Raw genomic sequence first — 19234 nt, forward strand, 5'->3', positions numbered from 1 at the left:
TTGAGTACATCCGAAGTCGAATCGCCGATCGAGTCGAGTGAGGCCCTGGTTCCGGCCGCGGTCGACGCCGCCCCCGCCCAGGCCCCCGCGCGCCCACCGCGCGGGGGACTCGCGGGCGGCCTGCTGAAGTTGGCCCGGCCCAAGCAGTGGGTCAAGAACGTGCTCGTGTTCGCCGCGCCACTGGCGGCCGGGCGGCTGGACGAGGGCTACGTCCTGGGGCACAGCGCGATCATGTTCGCGCTGTTCTGCCTGGCCGCCTCGGCGATCTATTACATCAACGACGCGTTCGACGTCGAGGCCGACCGCGAGCACCCGACCAAGCGCAACCGCCCGATCGCCTCCGGCGTGGTGCCGGTCAAGCTCGCGTGGGTGCTGGGACCGCTCCTGGGCATCGCCGCGGTCGTGCTCGGGGTGCTGCTGTGCAACCCCGGGACCGCGCTGGTGCTGGGCCTGTACGTGGTGCTCAACGTCGCGTACTGCTTCTCCTTCAAGCACGTCGTGGTGCTCGACCTGGCCATGGTCGCCTCCGGCTTCCTGTTCCGGGCGATGGCCGGCGGTACCGCCTCCGAACTGCCGCTGTCGCGCTGGTTCCTGCTGACCGCGGGCTTCGGCTCGTTGTTCATGGTGGCCGGCAAGCGCTACTCGGAGATGGTCCTGATGGGCGAGGAGGCGGCCAAGACGCGCGCCTCGCTGGCCAATTACTCGATCACCTACCTGCGCTTCGTGTGGCAGATGGCGGTGTCGGTGACGCTGCTCACGTACTCCCTGTGGGCATTTCAGATTCCCGAGGGCGATTCCACGCTCGCCTGGCACCAGTTGTCGCTGATCCCGTTCGGCTTCGCGTTCCTGCGCTACGCGGTGTACGTGGACGCCGGAACCGCCGGGTCCCCTGAGGACGTTCTTCTCAAGGACAAGGTCCTCGTCGGCCTTGGCTTCGCCTGGCTTCTCACCTTTGTTCTGGGAGTTTTCCATGTCTGACGGCCCGTCGGCCGACGTACGACCAACCGCTCGGCGGGTCGGCCTGCACGGTTGGGGGCGCACCGCTCCCACCTTCGCCGACGTCGTGCGCCCCACCACCCGCGATCAGGTGGTGACCGCGTTGGGGCAGCGCACCTCGCGCGGCGTGATCGCCCGCGGCCTCGGCCGCTCGTACGGCGACCCCGCGCAGAACGGTGGCGGCACCGTCCTGGACATGACCGGGCTGGACCGGATCCTCGCGGTGGACCTCGAGCGCGGCCTGGTCACCTGCGAGGCCGGGGTGAGCCTGGATCGGCTGATCGAACTGTTCGTGCCGTTCGGGTTCTTCGTGCCCGTGACCCCGGGCACCCGGCAGGTCACCGTGGGCGGCGCGATCGGCGCCGACGTGCACGGCAAGAACCACCACGCGGACGGCAGCTTCTGCAACCACGTGTTGTCCATCGACATGCTGATGGCCGACGGCACCGAGCGCACCATCACCCCGCAGGGCGACCCGGAGCTGTTCTGGGCCACCGCCGGCGGGATGGGCCTGACCGGCCTGATCCTGTCCGCGACCATCCGGATGACGCCCATCGAGACCTCGCTCGCGTCGGTGGACACCGACCGGACGAAGAACCTCGACGAGGCCATGGCGCTGATGGCCGAGACGGACGAGAAGTACACGTACACCGTCGCGTGGCTGGACTGCCTGGCCAAGGGCCCCAACCTCGGCCGCTGTGTGCTCACGTGCGGCGAGTTCGCCGCGCTCGACGACCTGCCCGCGAAGAAGCGCCGGGACCCGCTGCGGTTCAGGACCGGCTCGTTGCTGACCGTGCCGGACGTGGTGCCGGGCCGGCTGCCGAACAAGCTCACCATGGGTCTGTTCAACGAGCTGTGGTACCGCAAGGCGCCCAAGCACAAGGTCGGCCAGCTCCAGTCGATCACCGCGTTCTTCCACCCGCTCGACCTGGTCCAGGAGTGGAACCGGGTGTACGGGCGGACCGGCTTCCTCCAGTACCAGTTCGTGGTGCCGTTCGGGCGCGAGGACGCACTGGTCAAGGCGGTCGAGACGATCAGCGCGCACGGCGCACCCTCCTCGCTCACCGTGCTCAAGCGCTTCGGCCCCGGCAACGAGGGCTTCCTGTCCTTCCCCAAGCCGGGATGGACGCTCACGCTCGACTTCCCCACCAACACCCCGGGGCTGGCGCGGCTGCTCAAGCAGCTCGACGAGATCGTGCTGAGCAACGAGGGCCGGTTCTACCTCGCCAAGGACTCGCGGATGGACCCGGCCGACCTGGCCCGGATGTACCCGCGTCTGGAGCGGTTCCGCGAGGTGCGCGCCAAGGTCGACCCGGACGGGATCTTCGTCTCCGACCAGGCCCGCCGGCTCGGGCTCTGATCCACCCCTCTTCCGTCTACTTGTGAACCACGCTCTTGTGAAGGACGCACCGTGAAAGACGCCTTGGGCGCACCGCAGTCCCTGCTCGTTCTCGGCGGTACCTCCGAGATCGCGCTGACCACGGCCCGTGCGATGGTCGCCGAGCGGGTTCGGCGGGTCGTGCTCGCCGGCCGCCCCTCCGCCGCGCTGGACGCCGCCGCCGAGGAACTGCGCGGTCTCGGTGCCTCGGTCGAGGTGGTCGGGTTCGACGCGGCCGAGACCGACGACCACGAGAAGACCATCGACGAGGTGTTCGCGGCGGGCGACATCGACGTCGTCCTGCTCGCCTTCGGGGTGCTGGGCGACCAGGAGGCGGACGAGAAGTCTCCCGCCGCCGCCGCGCGCGTCGCGCAGGTCAACTACGTGGGCGGCGTCTCGGCCGGGCTGGCGGCGGCGAACGCGCTGTCCCGGCAGGGCCACGGCGCACTCGCGGTGATCTCGTCGGTGGCCGGCGAGCGGGCCCGCAAGTCCAACTTCATCTACGGCTCGACCAAGGCCGGCCTGGACGCGTTCGCCCAGGGCCTGGGCGACAAGCTGCACGGCACCGGCGTGCACGTGATGATCGTGCGGCCCGGCTTCGTGAGGACCAGGATGACCGAGGGCCTGCCGGACGCGCCGCTGGCGACCACCCCCGAGGTCGTCGCCGAGGCCATCGTCAAGGGCCTGCGCCGCAAGTCCTCGGTGGTCTGGGTCCCGGGCCAGTTCCGCTTCGTGATGTCCGCCCTGCGCCACGTCCCCCGCCCGATCTTCCGCAAGCTCAACATCTGACCCGCCCCGCGTCGTCGCGGCCGAGCCCGTCCCGGTGTGTCCTGGGCGGGCTCCCGTGTGCTCGGGAGCGGCGCCCTTCTACCCTGGAACCGCCTGGCCTACCGTGGCCCGGTTCCGGTTCCACCCGAAGAACGTACGAGGGGCGCGGCATGGGCAGCAGGGGCAATGTCGGGCTTACCGGGGGGATCGGGGCCGGGAAGAGTGAGGTGGCGCGGCGGCTGGCGGAGTTGGGTGCCGTGGTGATCGACTCGGACCGGATCGCGCGTGAGGTGGTGGCGCCGGGGACGCCGGGGCTGGCGGCGGTGGTGGCGGAGTTCGGCGAGGGGGTGCTGTTGCCGGACGGCTCGCTGGATCGACCGGGCCTGGGCCGGGTCGTGTTCGGATCGCCGGAGCGGTTGGCCGCGCTGAACGCGATCGTGCACCCGCTGGTCGGCGCCCGGGCGGCGGAGTTGACGGCCGCGGCCGGCGAGGACGCGGTGCTGGTCAACGATGTGCCGCTGCTGGCGGAGAACGACCTCGCGAAGCTGTACGACCTGGTCGTGGTCGTGGACGCGGCGCCCGAGACCCAGCTCGACCGGCTGGTCCGGCTGCGGGGTATGCCGGAGGCGGACGCTCGGGCCCGGATGGCCGCGCAGGCCTCTCGGGCGCAGCGGTTGGCCGTGGCCGATGTGGTGATCGACAACGACGGTCCGCTGTCGGCGCTGGAGCCGCAGATCCTGGCCCTGTGGGAGCGGCTGACGGGCGACTGAGGCCGCGGTCGCGCCCTGGTCGGCTTGATCGGTGTACCCGCCCGCTCCACTGGTTGTGTCCGGCGCGGAGGCCGCCGGCACGTTACGACCTCGGGCCGACAAACGGCGCGGACGCCGTTTGTCGGCCCGAGGTCGTAACGTATGTTGAGTGCGACCCATCACCGATCTCGAACGCAAAGTGGCGCCCTTCGAGGTCGTCAGTCCCTACCAGCCGTCCGGCGATCAGCCGCAGGCGATCGATCTGCTCGAACAGCGGATCGGCGCGGGCGACAAGAACGTGGTGTTGCTCGGCGCGACCGGCACCGGCAAGTCGGCGACGACCGCGTGGATGATCGAGCGGCTCCAGCGGCCGACGCTCGTCATGGCGCCCAACAAGACCCTCGCGGCGCAGCTCGCCAACGAATTCCGTGAGCTGCTGCCGAACAACGCCGTCGAGTACTTCGTCTCGTACTACGACTACTACCAGCCCGAGGCGTACGTCCCCACCACGGACACCTACATCGAGAAGGACTCCTCGATCAACGAGGAGGTCGAGCGGCTGCGGCACTCGACCACCAACTCGCTGCTGACCCGTCGTGACGTGGTCGTGGTCGCCTCCGTGTCCTGCATCTACGGCCTCGGCACCCCGCAGGAGTACGTCGACCGGATGGTCCGCCTGCGCGTCGGCGAGGAGATCGAGCGCGACGCGCTGCTGCGCCGCTTCGTCGGCAACCAGTACACCCGCAACGACGTCGCGTTCACGCGCGGCACCTTCCGGGTGCGCGGCGACACGATCGAGATCTTCCCGGTCTACGAAGAGCTGGCCGTGCGGATCGAGATGTTCGGTGACGAGATCGAGTCGCTGATGACGCTGCACCCACTCACCGGCGAGGTGGTGAGCGAGGATCAGGAGCTCTACGTGTTCCCCGCCACGCACTACGTGGCCGGTCCGGAGCGGATGGAGCGCGCGGTCGCCGGGATCGAGCGGGAGCTGGAGGAGACGCTCGCCCGGATGGACAAGCAGGGCAAGGTGCTGGAAGCCCAGCGCCTGCGCATGCGCACCACGTACGACATCGAGATGCTCCGCCAGATCGGCACCTGCTCCGGCATCGAGAACTACTCGCGGCACATGGACGGCCGCGAGGCGGGCACCGCGCCGAACACGCTGCTGGACTATTTCCCCGAGGACTTCCTGCTGGTGCTGGACGAGTCGCACGTGACCGTGCCGCAGATCGGCGCGATGTACGAGGGCGACGCGTCGCGCAAGCGCACCCTGGTCGAGCACGGCTTCCGGTTGCCGTCCGCGATGGACAACCGCCCGCTCAAGTGGGAGGAGTTCCTGGAGCGGGTCGGCCAGACGGTGTACCTGTCCGCGACGCCCGGCAAGTACGAGCTGGCCAAGGCGGACGCGGTGGTCGAGCAGATCATCCGCCCGACCGGCCTGATCGACCCCGAGGTCGTGGTCAAGCCGACCGAGGGGCAGATCGACGACCTGCTGCACGAGATCCGCACCCGGGCCGAGAAGGACGAGCGGGTGCTGGTCACCACGCTCACCAAGAAGATGTCCGAGGACCTCACGGACTACTTCCTGGAGCAGGGTGTGCGGGTGCGATACCTGCACAGCGACATCGACACGCTGCGCCGGGTCGAGTTGCTGCGCGAGCTGCGGCTGGGCGAGTACGACGTGCTGGTCGGCATCAACCTGCTCCGCGAGGGCCTGGACCTGCCCGAGGTCTCGCTCGTGTCCATCCTGGACGCGGACAAGGAGGGCTTCCTGCGCTCGGGGACCTCGCTGATCCAGACCATCGGCCGCGCGGCGCGCAACGTCTCCGGCCAGGTGCACATGTACGCGGACAAGATCACGCCGTCGATGGCCAAGGCGATCGACGAGACCAACCGGCGGCGCGAGAAGCAGATCGCGTACAACACCGAGCGTGGTATCGATCCGCAGCCGCTGCGCAAGAAGATCGTGGACATCCTGGACTCGATCTCGCGCGAGGACGCGGACACCGCCGATCTGCTGGCCGGCAACAAGGGCCGGACGAAGGCGCCGGTGCCGTCGCTGGGCAGGAAGGCGGGTTCGGACAATATGCCTGCGGCCGATCTCACGGACATGATCCGGGTGATGACCGAGCAGATGCACGCCGCCGCTTCGGAACTGCAATTCGAACTGGCCGCGCGGTTGCGCGACGAGGTCGGGGAGCTGAAGAAGGAGCTGCGCGGGATGAAGGCGGCGGGCATCGCGTAGCAGGATGTCCGGGACGGATTGCCGGATATGAGGGAACGGCCTGTGATGCCTGTACGTCTTGACCGGTAGGTTCGTGATCCGGAACGCGACCGAGGGGGCTCGCCGGGACACCGGCGACCTCCGAGGACTACTCTGCGGCCAGTGTGGGCCCGCCCCGTCGGGGCGGGGCCCGCGAGCCGCGTGACCAAATTCTGTGAGGGGAGACGTCGCCAGTGGCCGTCAACATGTCCAAGGGCCAGAGGATTTCACTCGACAAGCCGGGTGGTGGCGAGCTGACCATGGTCCGGATGGGCCTGGGATGGGACGCCATCAAGCGCCGCGGCCTGTTCGGCAGCCGGGAGAAGGAGGTCGACCTGGACGCGTCGTGCGTCCTGTTCGCCGAGAACCAGCCGGTCGACGTCTGCTACTTCGGCCAGCTCACCAGCAAGGACGGGTCCGTTCGCCACACCGGCGACAACCTGACCGGGCACGGTGACGGCGACGACGAGTCGATTCTCGTGGACCTGTCCCGCGTGCCGGTGCACGTGGACCAGATCATCTTCACGGTCAGCTCGTTCCAGGGGCAGACCTTCCAGGAGATCGAGAACGCGTTCTGCCGGATCGTGGACGAGAGCACGAACACCGAGCTGGCGCGCTACACGCTCTCCGGCGGTGGCAACTACACCGGCCAGATCATGGCCAAGCTGTACCGGCACGGCACCGCCTGGAAGATGGCCGCGATCGGCGAGCCCGCACACGGGCAGACGCTGCGCGACCTGCTCCCGGCTCTGATGGCGCACCTGTAGGACGTACAACCAAACATGGTGAGCGGGCCGGGACGGGCGGAACACGCCTCCCGGCCCGCTCGCGCGGGGTCCGTCCCGGCGGGGCGGGGAGGGGACGAACGCACGTGAGCACCGAACTGGTACGGGGTCAGAACCTGGCGCTGCCCGACACCCGGGTGGAGGTCGAGATCGCGGCGCAATGCCCGGTCGAGCTGGTGGTGACCCTGGTAGGGGCCGACGATCGGGTCCGCGACGACGACGATGTGATCCAGCGCGGCGGTGTCGACGCCGCCGGGGTGGGCATCCGTCAGGCCGGTGCGACCTTCGAGCTGGACAAGCTGCCCGCCGGGATCGAGCGGGCACTGGTCGGCGTCACGATCGAGGGCGGCGGCGTGGACCGGTTCGGTGTGGTCGCGGCGCCGGTGGTCACCGTGCGCGCGGCCGGCGAGGATCTGGCCACGTTCCGGATCACCGACCTGGGCAGCGAGCGTGCGCTGCAAACGGTCGAGCTGTACCGCCGTCAGGGCGCGTGGAAGGTGCGGGCCGTCGGGCAGGGCTACGAGGCCGGCCTGGAGGCGCTGCTCAAGGACGTCGGGGTGGCGAACCGGGCCCGCGTGGTGGACCGGGCGCGCACCGCGCTGGGCGGTACCACCGCCGCGCCGTTCAGCGCCGCGAACGCGCCCACCGAGCCGCGCGAGCCGGGCACCGTGCCCCGGGTGGACCCGAACGGCGGCATGGCGTGGGCCGCGGCTCCGCCGGACGTCGAGCGCGAGGCCGCGCAGCGGGCCGCGCGGCGCGAGGTGGAGAAGCTGTACGAGCAGGTCTGGGGCGTGTTCGAGGACGCGGCCCGATCGGCCGCCGCCTACCGGTCGGCGATCGAGTACGCCGACGGTCGGCTGGACAAGGAGCTGGAAGGCGTCCTGAACGACCCGGCCGCGCGCTTCTCGCCGGCGGGGCTCGCCGCGCAGGACACCGCGCGTGATCGGCACCGGGCGCTGGCCGAGCAGGCCAAGGCCGTGCTGGACCGGGACACTGCGCAATTGGTCGGCGAGATCGAGCAGTTGGAGCCGAACCTGCCGCCGGTGATGGCGCGTTGGGACAGCACGTCGTGGGCCGGGTGGCAGGCTCCCGAGGACGGGGCGCCGGCGATTCGGCTCGGCGACCTGCATCTGCCGGAGCGGCCGGAGCTGCGGGTGCCGATGGTGTTGCGGCTGCCGATGGATCGCGGACTGTGGATCGACACCGCCGCGTCGGGCCTGGAGGGCGAGCGGGGCAACGGCTCGGAGCGGGCCGACGAGCTCGCGGTGTCGCTGACCGCGCGGATGTTCGCGGCGTTCCCGGTGGGCGAGTTCAAGGTGCACGTGGTGGACCCGGCGGGCAAGGGCACGGCGGCCGCGCCGTTGCAGCCGCTCGCGGCCTCCGGGCTGCTGGTGGGCCCGGTGGCCACCGACGCCGCCGATGTGTCCGCGCTGCTCGGGCGGCTGCTGGACCGGATCGAGCTGGTCCGGATGGCGGTTGCCAACGACGCGGTGGACTCGCTGCCGAGCGAGCTGGACCTGGCCCGGCAGTTGTTGCTGGTGCACGACTTCCCGTTCGGCTTCGACGATCGCAGCGCGGCGCAACTGCGGCACATCGTCGAGGAGGGGCCCCGGGTCGGGGTGCATGTGGTCGTGGTGGGCTCGCGCGGTGACGCCGAGTCGTTCGGGCCGTTGCTCGACCCGTTGTGGCGGTCGTTGTTGCGGCTGACCGCGATTCCGGAGGACCACATCATGGACCCGTGGATCGGGCTGCCCTGGGTGTACACGGCGGACCTGCCCTCGGGCGGTGCGGATGCGACGCGGCAGTTGTTGTCCTGGGTGGCCGGCACGCGTTGAGCGCGGAGCGCGCGGGGTTTCGGCCTCCGGCCGGGGTGGCCTCGAACGCCGGCCGGGCTGGACTGGTTCGCCGGTTCGGGTTCGGCGTCGGTTGGCTTGGGGCGGTCTCGAACGCCGGCCGGGCTGAGGTGGTTTTGCCCGGCCGGGTGTGGTGCTGCGGTTTGGTCTCCGGCCGGGGTGGCCTCGAACGTCGGTCGGGTGAGATGGGTTTGGCCCGGCGGATGGTGGGGTCGCTCGAATGGGGCGGATTGTGCTGATGCGGTAAATGTGGCGGGGCGGGGGTCATAGACTCTCGCCCCGTCGGTCGTGTCAAGGCGGCCGGGGGAGAGGGATGTCGCCTTGTTCGCCTATGTCGATCCCGCGCGCGTGCTCGGGGTGCCCGCCGAGGTCGCGCGTACCGAGTTCGCGGTCGTCGACCTGGAGACCACGGGGTTCTCGCCCGCCCGTGGCGATCGCATCGTGGAGATCGGCGTGGTGCGGATGCGCGGCACCGGCGAGGTGTTGCGCGAGTGGACCACGCTGCTGGATCCCGGGCGCTCGGTCGGCGCGAGCCACGTACACCGCATCACCGCCGCCGACGTGGTGGGCGCGCCCCGGTTCGCGCAGGTCGCCACCGAGTTGGCCGGGCTGCTCGCGGGCGCCGTGGTGGTCGCGCACAACGCGTCCTTCGAGCAGCGGTTCCTGGAGGCCGAGTTCGTCGCGACGGGGATGACCCCGCCGACGCTGCCCGCGCTGTGCACGATGAAGCTCGCGAAGGCGTCCGCACTGCCGCTGGCCGACCACAAGCTCGGGACCTGTTGCGCGCACTTCGGGCTGACCTTCCCCGACGCGCACGCGGCGCTGGCCGACGCCCGGGTGACGGCCCGCCTGCTGCCGCTGCTGCTGGCCGGTCTCGGTGCCCGCAGGCTGGGCCTGCCGGTCCCGCCCGCCCGGGCCCCGGAGCGGTTGCCGGCGCCCGCGCTCAAGCCGCGTCGGGGGTTCGCGCCGGTGGCCTGACGGGTGAGTGGACACTCCGAGCGGGCCGACGCAAGAGGTCTTCTGACGACCTGTCACCAGGATTTGGTAAAGGATCGCTTGGTGTTTTCTTTACCTTCTGGCATCCTGGAGGCAATCGGAGGGGTGCATCCCCCCTCCGGCTATGACGCGACCCCCCACGTCTGCCGGAGGCGCAGTGGACGTTTCACCCGTTGCCTGGATCCTGACCATCGTCGTGCTGTTGGCACTGGTGGCGGTCGATCTGTTCCTCAATCGCAAACCGCACGAGGTCACCCTCAAGGAAGCGTCCCTGTGGGGCATCTTCTGGGTCGGTCTCGCCGTCGTATTCGGAATCGGCCTGTGGGTCTTCTCCGGATCGGCACCCGCCGGTGAGTTCTTCGCCGGCTTCATCACCGAGAAGTCGCTGAGCGTCGACAACCTGTTCGTGTTCGTTCTGATCATGGGCAAGTTCGCGGTGCCGCCGCAGTACCAGCAGCGCGTGCTCCTGGTCGGCGTACTGCTCGCGCTGGTGTTGCGCGGCATCTTCATCGGCGCGGGCGCCGCGGTCGTCGCCGCGTTCTCGTGGGTCTTCTTCATCTTCGGCGCGTTCCTGATCTGGACCGCGTGGAAGCTGATCAAGGAGGCCAAGTCGGACGAGGAGGAGGAGTTCGAGGAGAACGCCCTCCTGCGCAAGGTCGAGAAGGTCCTGCCGACCACCGACGGCTACCGCGACATGAAGCTCGTGGTGAAGGAGAACGGCAAGCGCCTCGTCACCCCGATGCTGATCGTGATGATCGCCGTCGGCACCACCGACGTGCTGTTCGCCCTGGACTCGATCCCGGCGATCTTCGGCCTCACCAAGGAGCCGTACATCGTCTTCACCGCGAACGCGTTCGCGCTGATGGGGCTGCGCCAGCTCTACTTCCTGATCGGCGGGCTGCTCAAGAAGCTCGTCTACCTGTCGTACGGCCTGTCGGTGATCCTCGGCTTCATCGGCGTCAAGCTGATCTTCGAGGCGCTGCACGGTCAGGGTGTGCACGTGCCGGAGATCGGCATTCCGCTCTCGCTCGGCGTGATCGTGGCGACCCTGACGGTGACCACGGTGCTGAGCCTGCGCAAGACGAAGAAGGACGAGCACGCGGCGGCCGAGGCGGCGGAGCGAGCCGACAAGGACGCGAGCGTCTAGAGCCCGGAGCGTTTCAGTCCGGAAGCGGTACGGCCGACGGCCCCTGTGCGAGGACCACCTCGTGCGGGGGCCGTTGTGTCGTTCCCGGCCGCAGTCGCACGCCGACGCTGCCGCACAGGCAGCGGGTGTAGACGATCTCGCCCTGGGATGTGGAGTGCCGGGACAGTACGGTCATGCGCGGATCCTCGATCCGCCCGCAGGCATCGCACCGGGAAGACATCGTTTTGCCCCCATATCGCATAGGGTAATGAGTGTTCTGGTGTAGCTCCTTACATACTCGCAGCCTAGGTAAGGGTTCAATGGAAGTCAACGGTTACCGTAGTGACGGCGTCGGCGCTGCCGTCGCGATGGTCAACGCGTGGACGGGCGCGCACGGCTCGACGCCGGACCTGCTCTCCGCGCGGGAGGTGCTGCGGGCGTTCTCGTTCCTGGTCGAGGACCTGGACCGGGACGCGCTCGAACCCCTGCTGGAGTGGGCCGGCGAGCTGCGCGCGTTCTTCGTGATCACCGACCTGGAGGCGGCCGTCGAACACGTCAACGGCCTGCTGGCGCGGGTCGAGGTGCGGCCGCGGCTGGTGGATCACGGCCGCGGGCTGCACCTGCACCACGCGCCTTCGGGGGTGCCGTTCGTGCAGCGCTTGCGGATCAACACGGCGATGGGGCTGGCCAACCTGGTGGCCGACTACGGTGTGGGCCGCTCGGGCGTGTGCGCGGCGGCCGACTGTGACCGGGTGTTCGCGGACACCTCCCGCAACGGCCGCAAGCGCTACTGCTCGGACGCGTGCGCCAACCGCGCGAACGTGGCCGCGCACCGGGCCCGGCGCAAGGCGAACGCGCCGAGCGCCGGTCCGGCCTGACCCGGCCGGACCGGCGCTCGGCGCGCGCGGATCACCAGCGGCGCTCGCGCCACTCGGTCAGGCTCGGGCGCTCGGCGCCCAGCGTGGTGTCGTTGCCGTGGCCCGGGTAGACCCAGGTCTCGTCCGGGAGCCGGTCGAAGAGCTTGTGCTCGACGTCGTCGATCAGCCGGTCGAACGCGGCGGGGTCGCCGAAGGTGTTGCCCACCCCGCCCGGGAACAGGCAGTCGCCGGTGAACAGGTGCGGGTGGCCCTTGGGGTCGTCGTACAACAGCGCCACGCTGCCCTCGGTGTGGCCCACCAGGTGGATGGCCCGCAGTTCGATCGCGCCGAAGGCGATCGTGTCGCCGTCGTCCACGAGCACGTCGGTGGGCACCGGGATGGCCTCGGCGTCGGCGCGCCCGGCCACGGTGGTCGCGCCGGTGTGCGCGACCACCTCGGCGAGTGCCTGCCAGTGGTCCTGGTGCCGATGGGTGGTGACCACCTTCGCCAGGCCGCCGTCGCCCACCAGGGTGATCAGCGTGCTCGCGTCGTTGGCCGCGTCGATCAGCAACTGCCGATCGGTGGCGCGGCAGCGAAGCAGGTAGGCGTCGTTGTCGTAGGGCCCGACGGCCACCTTGGTGATCATCAGATTGGCCAGCTCGCGCACGGCCGGGGCGCCGCCGACCTTCACGGATCCGTGATACGTCATGTAGGCCATCCTCCCCGTCCGCGCGCCCTCCCGGCTACCGACCGGCGCCCTCGCCGACCGGAACCACCCGCTACATCCACGCGGGCAGCGGTGGCAGTCGACCGAACGGCTCGACGATCAACCCGTCGCCGTTGGTGCGGCCGATCAGCCACGCGAGCAGCGACTGCCGGCGGCCGGAGACCACGGCGGCCGGAGCCACGCCCTCCGGGCCGATGCGCAGTTCGCGGTGGGTGATGTCGTCGCGCAGCAGCAGCGGCGGGCAGTCCGGGCGGCCGCGGAAGGAGGCCGCGACCTCGTTCAGCTCGCGCTCGGTGTACTCGGTCGGCCAGTGCGCCGGCGTCCAGCCCGCGTCCAGATCGACATGGTGGATGTACAGCTCGCGCAGCCGCTTCGCGGGCAGCGTCGTGGCGGCGATCTCGCCCGCGTTGCGCGCGGTGACCTTGGCGCCCCACGCGGTCGGCGTCATCGCGGTGAACGCCTGGGTGAACCGGCCGGACGCGTCGTACAGGTCGGTGAGCAGCTCCTGGGCGGGCCGCCCGGCGCCCTCCGCGATGGCCCGGTCGCGGGCGTCACCGGGCGGGTACATCGGGGTCGGGATCCCGGTGCGGGCCCAGTTCAGCAGGTTGGTCAGGGCGTCCGCGTTGCGCGCGAGGTGGGTCAGCACGTGGCCTCTGGTCCACCCGGGCAGCAACGACGGCCCGGCCAGGTGCTCGGGCGTCAGCCGTTCCGCGGTCGCCAATACCTGCGCGGTCGCGTCGTTGATCTCCGCGAGCAGTGCGGCGGGATCGAACCCGTCCGTGGTCACGCATACCTCCCCCGGATCGGCCTCGCCGCCGACCTGCGGGACGAGACGGGTCCCGGAGCGACGAGGTCTTGGGGTCTCACCTTAGTGGCGCGGACCCCCGGGCCTGTGTTTCACACGATCGAGTGAAGAGTGGCCGCAAGAAGTTTTGTTCGAATGAATGTGCGATAGCCTGGCGGCCCAAAGGGAACAAAAACCTGCCCCGGGCTGCTTACGATGGCGCGAGGTACATCATCGAGCACTGGTCCGACACTGCTCGAACACCGCCGCGATCCGCACTGTCGACCTCGTTCCGCGCGTCGACGCGTACCGATCCGACACCATCCAGCCGCAGCGGCATGTCGTCGAAGGGTTTCGATTCTCAAGTGGCCGACCGTCTCATCGTCCGTGGCGCGCGCGAGCACAACCTCAAGGACGTCTCCCTCGACCTTCCGCGCGACGCGCTCATCGTCTTCACCGGGCTGTCCGGCTCGGGCAAGTCCTCGCTCGCGTTCGACACGATCTTCGCGGAGGGACAGCGCCGCTACGTCGAGTCGCTGTCGTCCTACGCGCGCCAGTTCCTCGGGCAGATGGACAAGCCCGACGTCGACTTCATCGAGGGCCTGTCGCCCGCGGTCTCGATCGACCAGAAGTCGACGAACCGCAACCCACGCTCCACGGTCGGCACGATCACCGAGGTCTACGACTACCTGCGCCTGCTCTACGCCCGAATCGGCCATCCGCACTGTCCGCAGTGCTCCCGCCCGATCGCCCGGCAGAGCCCGCAGCAGGTGGTCGACCGGGTGCTGGAGCTCGAGGAGGGCACCCGCTTCCAGGTGCTCTCGCCGATCGTGCGCGAGCGCAAGGGCGAGTTCGTCGACCTGTTCGCCGAGCTCCAGTCCAAGGGCTACAGCCGGGCGAGGGTGGACGGCGCGGTGATCCAGCTCACCGACCCGCCCAAGCTCAAGAAGCAGGAGAAGCACACCATCGAGGTGGTCATCGACCGCCTGACCGTCAAGTCCTCGGCCAAGCGCCGGCTGACCGACTCGGTGGAGACCGCGCTCTCGCTCGGCTCCGGCATGGTCATCCTGGACTTCGTCGACCTGCCCGAGGACGACGCGCACCGCGAGCGGATGTTCTCCGAGCACCTGTACTGCCCGTACGACGACCTGTCGTTCGAGGAGCTGGAACCGCGCTCGTTCTCCTTCAACTCGCCGTTCGGCGCGTGCCCCGACTGCACCGGCATCGGCACCCGGATGGAGGTCGACCCCGAGCTGGTGGTGCCCGACGGGCAGAAGTCGCTGGACGAGGGCGCGCTCGCACCGTGGTCGAGCGGACACGCGTCGGAGTACTTCGGCCGGCTGGTCTCCGCGCTCGCGGCCGAGATGGGCTTCCGGACCGACATCGCCTGGGACGGTCTGCCGCAGCGGGCCAAGAAGGCGCTGCTCAACGGCCACAAGACGCAGATCCACGTCAAGTACAAGAACCGGTACGGCCGCGAGCGCTCGTACTACACGTCCTTCGAGGGCGCGCTGCCCTACATCGTGCGTCGGCACTCCGAGGCGGAGACCGACACCAGTCGCGAGCGCTTCGAGGGCTTCATGCGCGAGGTGCCGTGTGCCACGTGTCACGGCGCCCGGCTCAAGCCGATCGTGCTCGCGGTGACCATCGCGGACAAGTCGATCGCCGACGTCGCGTCGATGTCGATCAGCGACTGCGCCGAGTTCCTCGGCCGGATCAAGCTGGTGGCGCGGGAGAAGAAGATCGCCGAGCGGGTGCTCAAGGAGGTCAACGAGCGGCTGAGGTTCCTGGTCGACGTCGGCCTGGACTACCTCTCGCTGAGTCGGGCCGCGGGCACCCTGTCCGGTGGCGAGGCGCAGCGCATCCGACTCGCCACCCAGATCGGCTCCGGCCTGGTCGGCGTGCTGTACGTGCTCGACGAGCCGTCCATCGGCCTGCACCAGCGGGACAACCACCGGTTGATCGAGACCCTGGTCCGGCTGCGCGACATGGGCAACACGCTGATCGTGGTCGAGCACGACGAGGACACCATCCGGATCGCCGACTGGGTCGTGGACATCGGTCCCGGCGCGGGCGAGCACGGTGGTGAGGTGGTGCACTCGGGCAGCTACAAGGAACTGCTCAAGAACAAGCGCTCGGCCACCGGCGACTACCTCTCCGGCCGCAAGTCCATCCCCACCCCCACCGAGCGCCGGGTGCCCGACACCAAGCGCCGACTGGTGGTGCACGGCGCCCGGGAGAACAACCTCCAGGACGTCAGCGTGGCGTTCCCGCTGGGTGTGTTCACCGCGATCACCGGCGTGTCCGGCTCGGGCAAGTCGACCCTGGTCAACGACATCCTGTACACCCACCTGGCCCGCGAGCTCAACGGCGCGCGACTGGTGCCGGGCCGGCACACCCGGATCACCGGGACCGACCTGGTGGACAAGGTCGTCCACGTGGACCAGGGCCCGATCGGGCGCACCCCGCGCTCGAACCCGGCCACCTACACCGGTGTGTTCGACCACGTGCGCAAGTTGTTCGCGGAGACCACCGAGGCCAAGGTGCGCGGCTACCTGCCGGGCCGGTTCTCGTTCAACGTCAAGGGCGGTCGCTGCGAGAACTGCTCGGGCGACGGCACCATCAAGATCGAGATGAACTTCCTGCCGGACGTCTACGTGCCGTGCGAGGTCTGCCACGGCGCGCGCTACAACCGCGAGACGCTCGAGGTGCACTTCAAGGGCAAGAACATCTCCGAGGTGCTCGACATGCCGATCGAGGAGGGCCTGGCCTTCTTCGAGGCGGTCCCCGCGATCGCCCGGCACCTGCGCACGCTCAACGACGTCGGCCTGGGCTATGTGCGGCTCGGCCAGCCCGCGACCACGCTCTCCGGCGGCGAGGCACAGCGGGTCAAGCTCGCCTCCGAACTGCAGCGCCGCTCCACCGGCAAGACGGTGTACGTGCTCGACGAGCCGACCACGGGTCTGCACTTCGAGGACATCCGCCGGCTGCTGGGCGTGCTGACCAGCCTGGTCGACAAGGGCAACACGGTGATCGTGATCGAGCACAACCTCGACGTGATCAAGACCGCCGACTGGGTGGTCGACCTGGGGCCCGAGGGGGGCAGCGGCGGCGGCCTGATCGTCGCCGAGGGCACGCCCGAGGAGGTCGCCGAGGTGGCCGGCAGCCACACCGGCAAGTTCCTCCAGGACGTGCTGTACGACCGACGGTGACGTGAGTGGCATCCGGGCCGGGTGCGAGGATTGACCGGCCTCACGGTGGCGTGGCCCGTCCGGGCCACGCCACCGGCGTCACCGTTCACAAGGAGATCCCGCATGACCGCGCAGCAGCAGCCCCGGACCGAGACCGCGACCGACCCGCGGGGCGATCACGGACCGGACCGGCGCACGCTGCTGCGGGGGGCCGCGGTGGTCGGCGCGGTCGGCGCCGCCGGGCTCGGCCTGAGCGCGTGCACCGCGGACAACCAGGCCGCGTCGCCGCACGAGAAGAAGCTGCTGGACGGACCGGTCACGGTGGGTCGGTCCGAGGACGTGGCGGTCGGCAAGGGCAAGGTGTACACCGACACCTCGATCGTGGTCACCCAGCCCGCCAAGGACGATTACAAGGCGTTCGACGCCCGTTGTCCGCACCAGGGGTGTCTGGTCACCAAGGTCGACCAGGGTGTCATCCAGTGCCAGTGCCACGGCAGCCAGTTCTCGATGAACGACGGCTCCGTCGTTCGCCGGCCCGCCAGGCGCGGCCTGACGCCGCTGCCGGTCGCGGTCGCGAACGGTGAGATCGTCGTGGGTTGACCGCGAAAATCTGTTGGAGCCAGCACATAGGGTGGAGAAATGGACCCGTCGTCGTACCGGCCCGCTCCCGGCCAGATCCCGACGTCGCCCGGTGTGTACCGGTTCAGCGACGAGCACGGGCGCGTGGTCTACGTCGGCAAGGCGAAGAACCTGCGTGCCCGGCTCTCGTCCTACTTCCAGGACCTGGCCAACCTGCACCCGCGCACCCAGAGCATGGTCACCACCGCCGCGGCGGTGGACTGGACCGTGGTCGGCACCGAGGTCGAGGCACTCCAACTGGAGTACTCCTGGATCAAGGAGTTCGACCCGCGGTTCAACGTCAAGTACCGCGACGACAAGAGCTACCCCTCGCTCGCGGTGACCCTCAATGAGGAGTTCCCCCGAGCGCAGGTGATGCGCGGTCCGCATCGCAAGGGCGTGCGCTACTTCGGCCCGTACGGGCACGCGTGGGCCATCCGCGAGACGCTCGACCTGCTGCTGCGGGTGTTCCCGGTGCGTACCTGCTCGGCCGGCGTGTTCAAGAACGCCCACCGCACCGGCCGGCCGTGCCTGCTCGGCTACATCGGCAAGTGCGCGGCGCCGTGCACCGGCAAGATCTCCGCGCAGGACCACCGCGCGCTCGCCGAGGACTTCTGCGAGTTCATGGCCGGCCGCACCGGCCCCTACATCAAGCGCGTCGAGCGGGAGATGAAGCGGGCCGCGCAGGCGATGGAGTACGAGAAGGCGGCCCGGCTGCGGGACGACATAACGGCGTTGACCCGGGCGCTGGAGAAGAACGCGATCGTCTTCGGCGACGGCACCGACGCGGATGTGATCGCGCTGGCCGAGGACGAACTCGAGGTCGCCGTCCAGATCTTCCACGTGCGCGGCGGCCGGGTGCGCGGTCAGCGCGGCTGGGTCACCGAGCGGGTCGAGGACGTGGACACCGCCGACCTGGTCGAACACTTCCTCCAGCAGCTCTACGGCGAACAACGCGGCGAGGCGGTGCCGCGCGAGGTGCTGGTGCCCGCGCTGCCCGCGGACACCGAGGCGCTGACCCAGTGGTTGTGCGAGTTGCGCGGCGCCAAGGTGGAGCTGCGGGTGCCGCAGCGCGGCGACAAGAAGTCGCTTCAGGAGACCGTGCAGCGCAACGCCGCGCAGGCGCTGAACCTGCACAAGCTGCGCCGGGCCGGCGACCTGACCGCGCGTTCGCTCGCGCTCCAACAATTGGCCGAGGCGCTGGAGATGGACACCGCGCCGCTGCGCATCGAGTGCTTCGACATCTCGCACCTGCAGGGCACCGAGGTGGTCGCCTCGATGGTGGTCTTCGAGGACGGTCTGCCGCGCAAGAGCGAGTACCGGCGCTTCGCGATCAAGTCGTTCGAGGGGCAGGACGACCCGAGGGCGATGCACGAGGTGCTCACCAGGCGGTTCCGGCGGTACCGGTCCGACCTCGCGCGCGACGCGGCCACGGACGCGGCCGACGGCGGCGTGGACGGCGCGGACGACGCGGAGAACACCGGTCCGATCGATCCGGAGACCGGCAAGCCCAAGCGGTTCGCCTACCCACCGCAGTTGATCGTGGTCGACGGCGGTCAGCCCCAGGTCGCCGCCGCCGTGCGGGCCCTGGAGGAGGCCGGCGTGGTCGACGTCACCGTGTGCGGGCTGGCCAAGCGGCTCGAAGAGGTCTGGGTGCCCGGCGAGGACGACCCGGTCGTGCTCCCGCGCAGCAGCGGCGAGGCGTTGCTGATGCTCCAGCGCATCCGCGACGAGGCGCACCGCTTCGCGATCACCTATCACCGCTCCAAGCGGTCCAAGGCGATGACGGCGAGCGCGCTCGACGACATCCCGGGGCTGGGCGAGACCCGTCGCAAGGCGGTGCTCGCGCACTTCGGCTCGCTCAAGCGGCTGCGCACGGCGACCATCGAGCAGATCACCGAGGTGCCCGGGATCGGCCGCGCCACCGCGGCGGCGATCGTGGCGTCGCTCGCCGCGCGGGCGCCCGCGGCGCCGGCGGTGAACACCGCGACGGGCGAGATCATTGAAGACGACGCCGTTGTTGCGGTGGATGAGGTTGTCGAAGCCGATGAGGCGGTCCCGGTTGTACCCCCGAGGCAGGAAACAGCAGGAGGAAGCGTTGAACTCGCCCAGCCGTAGGTGCGGCACGCACCGGGGGGAC

Annotated in this window: 16 protein-coding genes; 13 read left to right on the forward strand and 3 right to left on the reverse strand. The window is 69.9% G+C overall.

Annotated features, from left to right (window positions below):
- The 9 genes from ACIBSV_RS13960 (at window position 1) to ACIBSV_RS14000 (ending at window position 10938) form a co-directional block, all read left to right on the forward strand.
- Window positions 1-978 (forward strand): decaprenyl-phosphate phosphoribosyltransferase, encoded by a 978-nt coding sequence (locus tag ACIBSV_RS13960; protein ID WP_395862548.1) that lies wholly within the window; start codon window positions 1-3, stop codon window positions 976-978.
- On the forward strand, window positions 971-2356 hold the full coding sequence (locus tag ACIBSV_RS13965) for an FAD-binding protein (RefSeq protein WP_395862550.1): 1386 nt from the start codon (window positions 971-973) through the stop codon (window positions 2354-2356). The genes ACIBSV_RS13960 and ACIBSV_RS13965 overlap by 8 nt, the downstream gene beginning before the upstream one ends.
- A gap of 51 nt (window positions 2357-2407) precedes the next feature.
- The gene (locus ACIBSV_RS13970; protein WP_395862552.1) at window positions 2408-3163 is read left to right on the forward strand and encodes a decaprenylphospho-beta-D-erythro-pentofuranosid-2-ulose 2-reductase; all 756 of its coding nucleotides are present in this window, start codon (window positions 2408-2410) and stop codon (window positions 3161-3163) included.
- A 149-nt stretch (window positions 3164-3312) separates the two neighbouring features.
- Window positions 3313-3912, forward strand: coding sequence for a dephospho-CoA kinase (gene coaE / locus ACIBSV_RS13975; RefSeq protein ID WP_395862554.1), 600 nt, complete (start codon window positions 3313-3315; stop codon window positions 3910-3912).
- A gap of 148 nt (window positions 3913-4060) precedes the next feature.
- Window positions 4061-6139, forward strand: coding sequence for an excinuclease ABC subunit UvrB (gene uvrB, locus ACIBSV_RS13980; protein WP_395862555.1), 2079 nt, complete (start codon window positions 4061-4063; stop codon window positions 6137-6139).
- 212 nt (window positions 6140-6351) lie between these two features.
- The gene (locus ACIBSV_RS13985; RefSeq protein ID WP_395862557.1) at window positions 6352-6924 is read left to right on the forward strand and encodes a TerD family protein; all 573 of its coding nucleotides are present in this window, start codon (window positions 6352-6354) and stop codon (window positions 6922-6924) included.
- Window positions 6925-7028: 104 nt separating this feature from the next.
- Window positions 7029-8777 (forward strand): TerD family protein, encoded by a 1749-nt coding sequence (locus ACIBSV_RS13990; protein ID WP_395862559.1) that lies wholly within the window; start codon window positions 7029-7031, stop codon window positions 8775-8777.
- 339 nt (window positions 8778-9116) lie between these two features.
- Window positions 9117-9773: an exonuclease domain-containing protein gene (locus ACIBSV_RS13995; RefSeq protein WP_395862561.1), complete on the forward strand. Its 657-nt coding sequence runs from the start codon at window positions 9117-9119 to the stop codon at window positions 9771-9773.
- Window positions 9774-9948: 175 nt separating this feature from the next.
- Entirely contained in the window at window positions 9949-10938 is a 990-nt protein-coding gene (locus ACIBSV_RS14000; RefSeq protein ID WP_395862563.1) for a TerC family protein, read from the forward strand.
- A gap of 13 nt (window positions 10939-10951) precedes the next feature.
- On the opposite strand, the gene ACIBSV_RS14005 is transcribed toward ACIBSV_RS14000, so the two are convergent.
- The gene (locus tag ACIBSV_RS14005; RefSeq protein ID WP_395862565.1) at window positions 10952-11113 is read right to left on the reverse strand and encodes a hypothetical protein; all 162 of its coding nucleotides are present in this window, start codon (window positions 11111-11113) and stop codon (window positions 10952-10954) included.
- A gap of 124 nt (window positions 11114-11237) precedes the next feature.
- On the opposite strand from ACIBSV_RS14005, the gene ACIBSV_RS14010 reads away from it, so the two are divergent.
- Window positions 11238-11795, forward strand: coding sequence for a CGNR zinc finger domain-containing protein (locus ACIBSV_RS14010; protein WP_395862567.1), 558 nt, complete (start codon window positions 11238-11240; stop codon window positions 11793-11795).
- Between the two features lie 31 nt (window positions 11796-11826).
- Here ACIBSV_RS14010 and ACIBSV_RS14015 read toward each other — a convergent pair whose 3' ends face one another.
- Window positions 11827-12483, reverse strand: a complete 657-nt coding sequence (locus ACIBSV_RS14015; protein WP_395862568.1) for an MBL fold metallo-hydrolase — start codon at window positions 12481-12483, stop codon at window positions 11827-11829.
- Window positions 12484-12553: 70 nt separating this feature from the next.
- Complete coding sequence (locus ACIBSV_RS14020) at window positions 12554-13288, reverse strand: maleylpyruvate isomerase family mycothiol-dependent enzyme (protein WP_395862569.1); 735 nt, start codon at window positions 13286-13288, stop codon at window positions 12554-12556.
- A gap of 362 nt (window positions 13289-13650) precedes the next feature.
- Between ACIBSV_RS14020 and uvrA the strand changes: the two genes are divergently transcribed.
- The 3 genes from uvrA to uvrC all read left to right on the forward strand — a co-directional run bounded on the left by uvrA (window position 13651) and on the right by uvrC (window position 19212).
- Window positions 13651-16497, forward strand: coding sequence for an excinuclease ABC subunit UvrA (gene uvrA / locus ACIBSV_RS14025; protein WP_395862570.1), 2847 nt, complete (start codon window positions 13651-13653; stop codon window positions 16495-16497).
- 102 nt (window positions 16498-16599) lie between these two features.
- On the forward strand, window positions 16600-17076 hold the full coding sequence (locus ACIBSV_RS14030) for a Rieske (2Fe-2S) protein (RefSeq protein WP_395862571.1): 477 nt from the start codon (window positions 16600-16602) through the stop codon (window positions 17074-17076).
- Between the two features lie 39 nt (window positions 17077-17115).
- Complete coding sequence (gene uvrC, locus ACIBSV_RS14035) at window positions 17116-19212, forward strand: excinuclease ABC subunit UvrC (RefSeq protein ID WP_395862572.1); 2097 nt, start codon at window positions 17116-17118, stop codon at window positions 19210-19212.
- The last annotated feature ends 22 nt before the right edge of the window (window positions 19213-19234 follow it).

It is taken from the genome of Embleya sp. NPDC050154 (assembly GCF_044460165.1).
Lineage (GTDB): Bacteria > Actinomycetota > Actinomycetes > Streptomycetales > Streptomycetaceae > Embleya.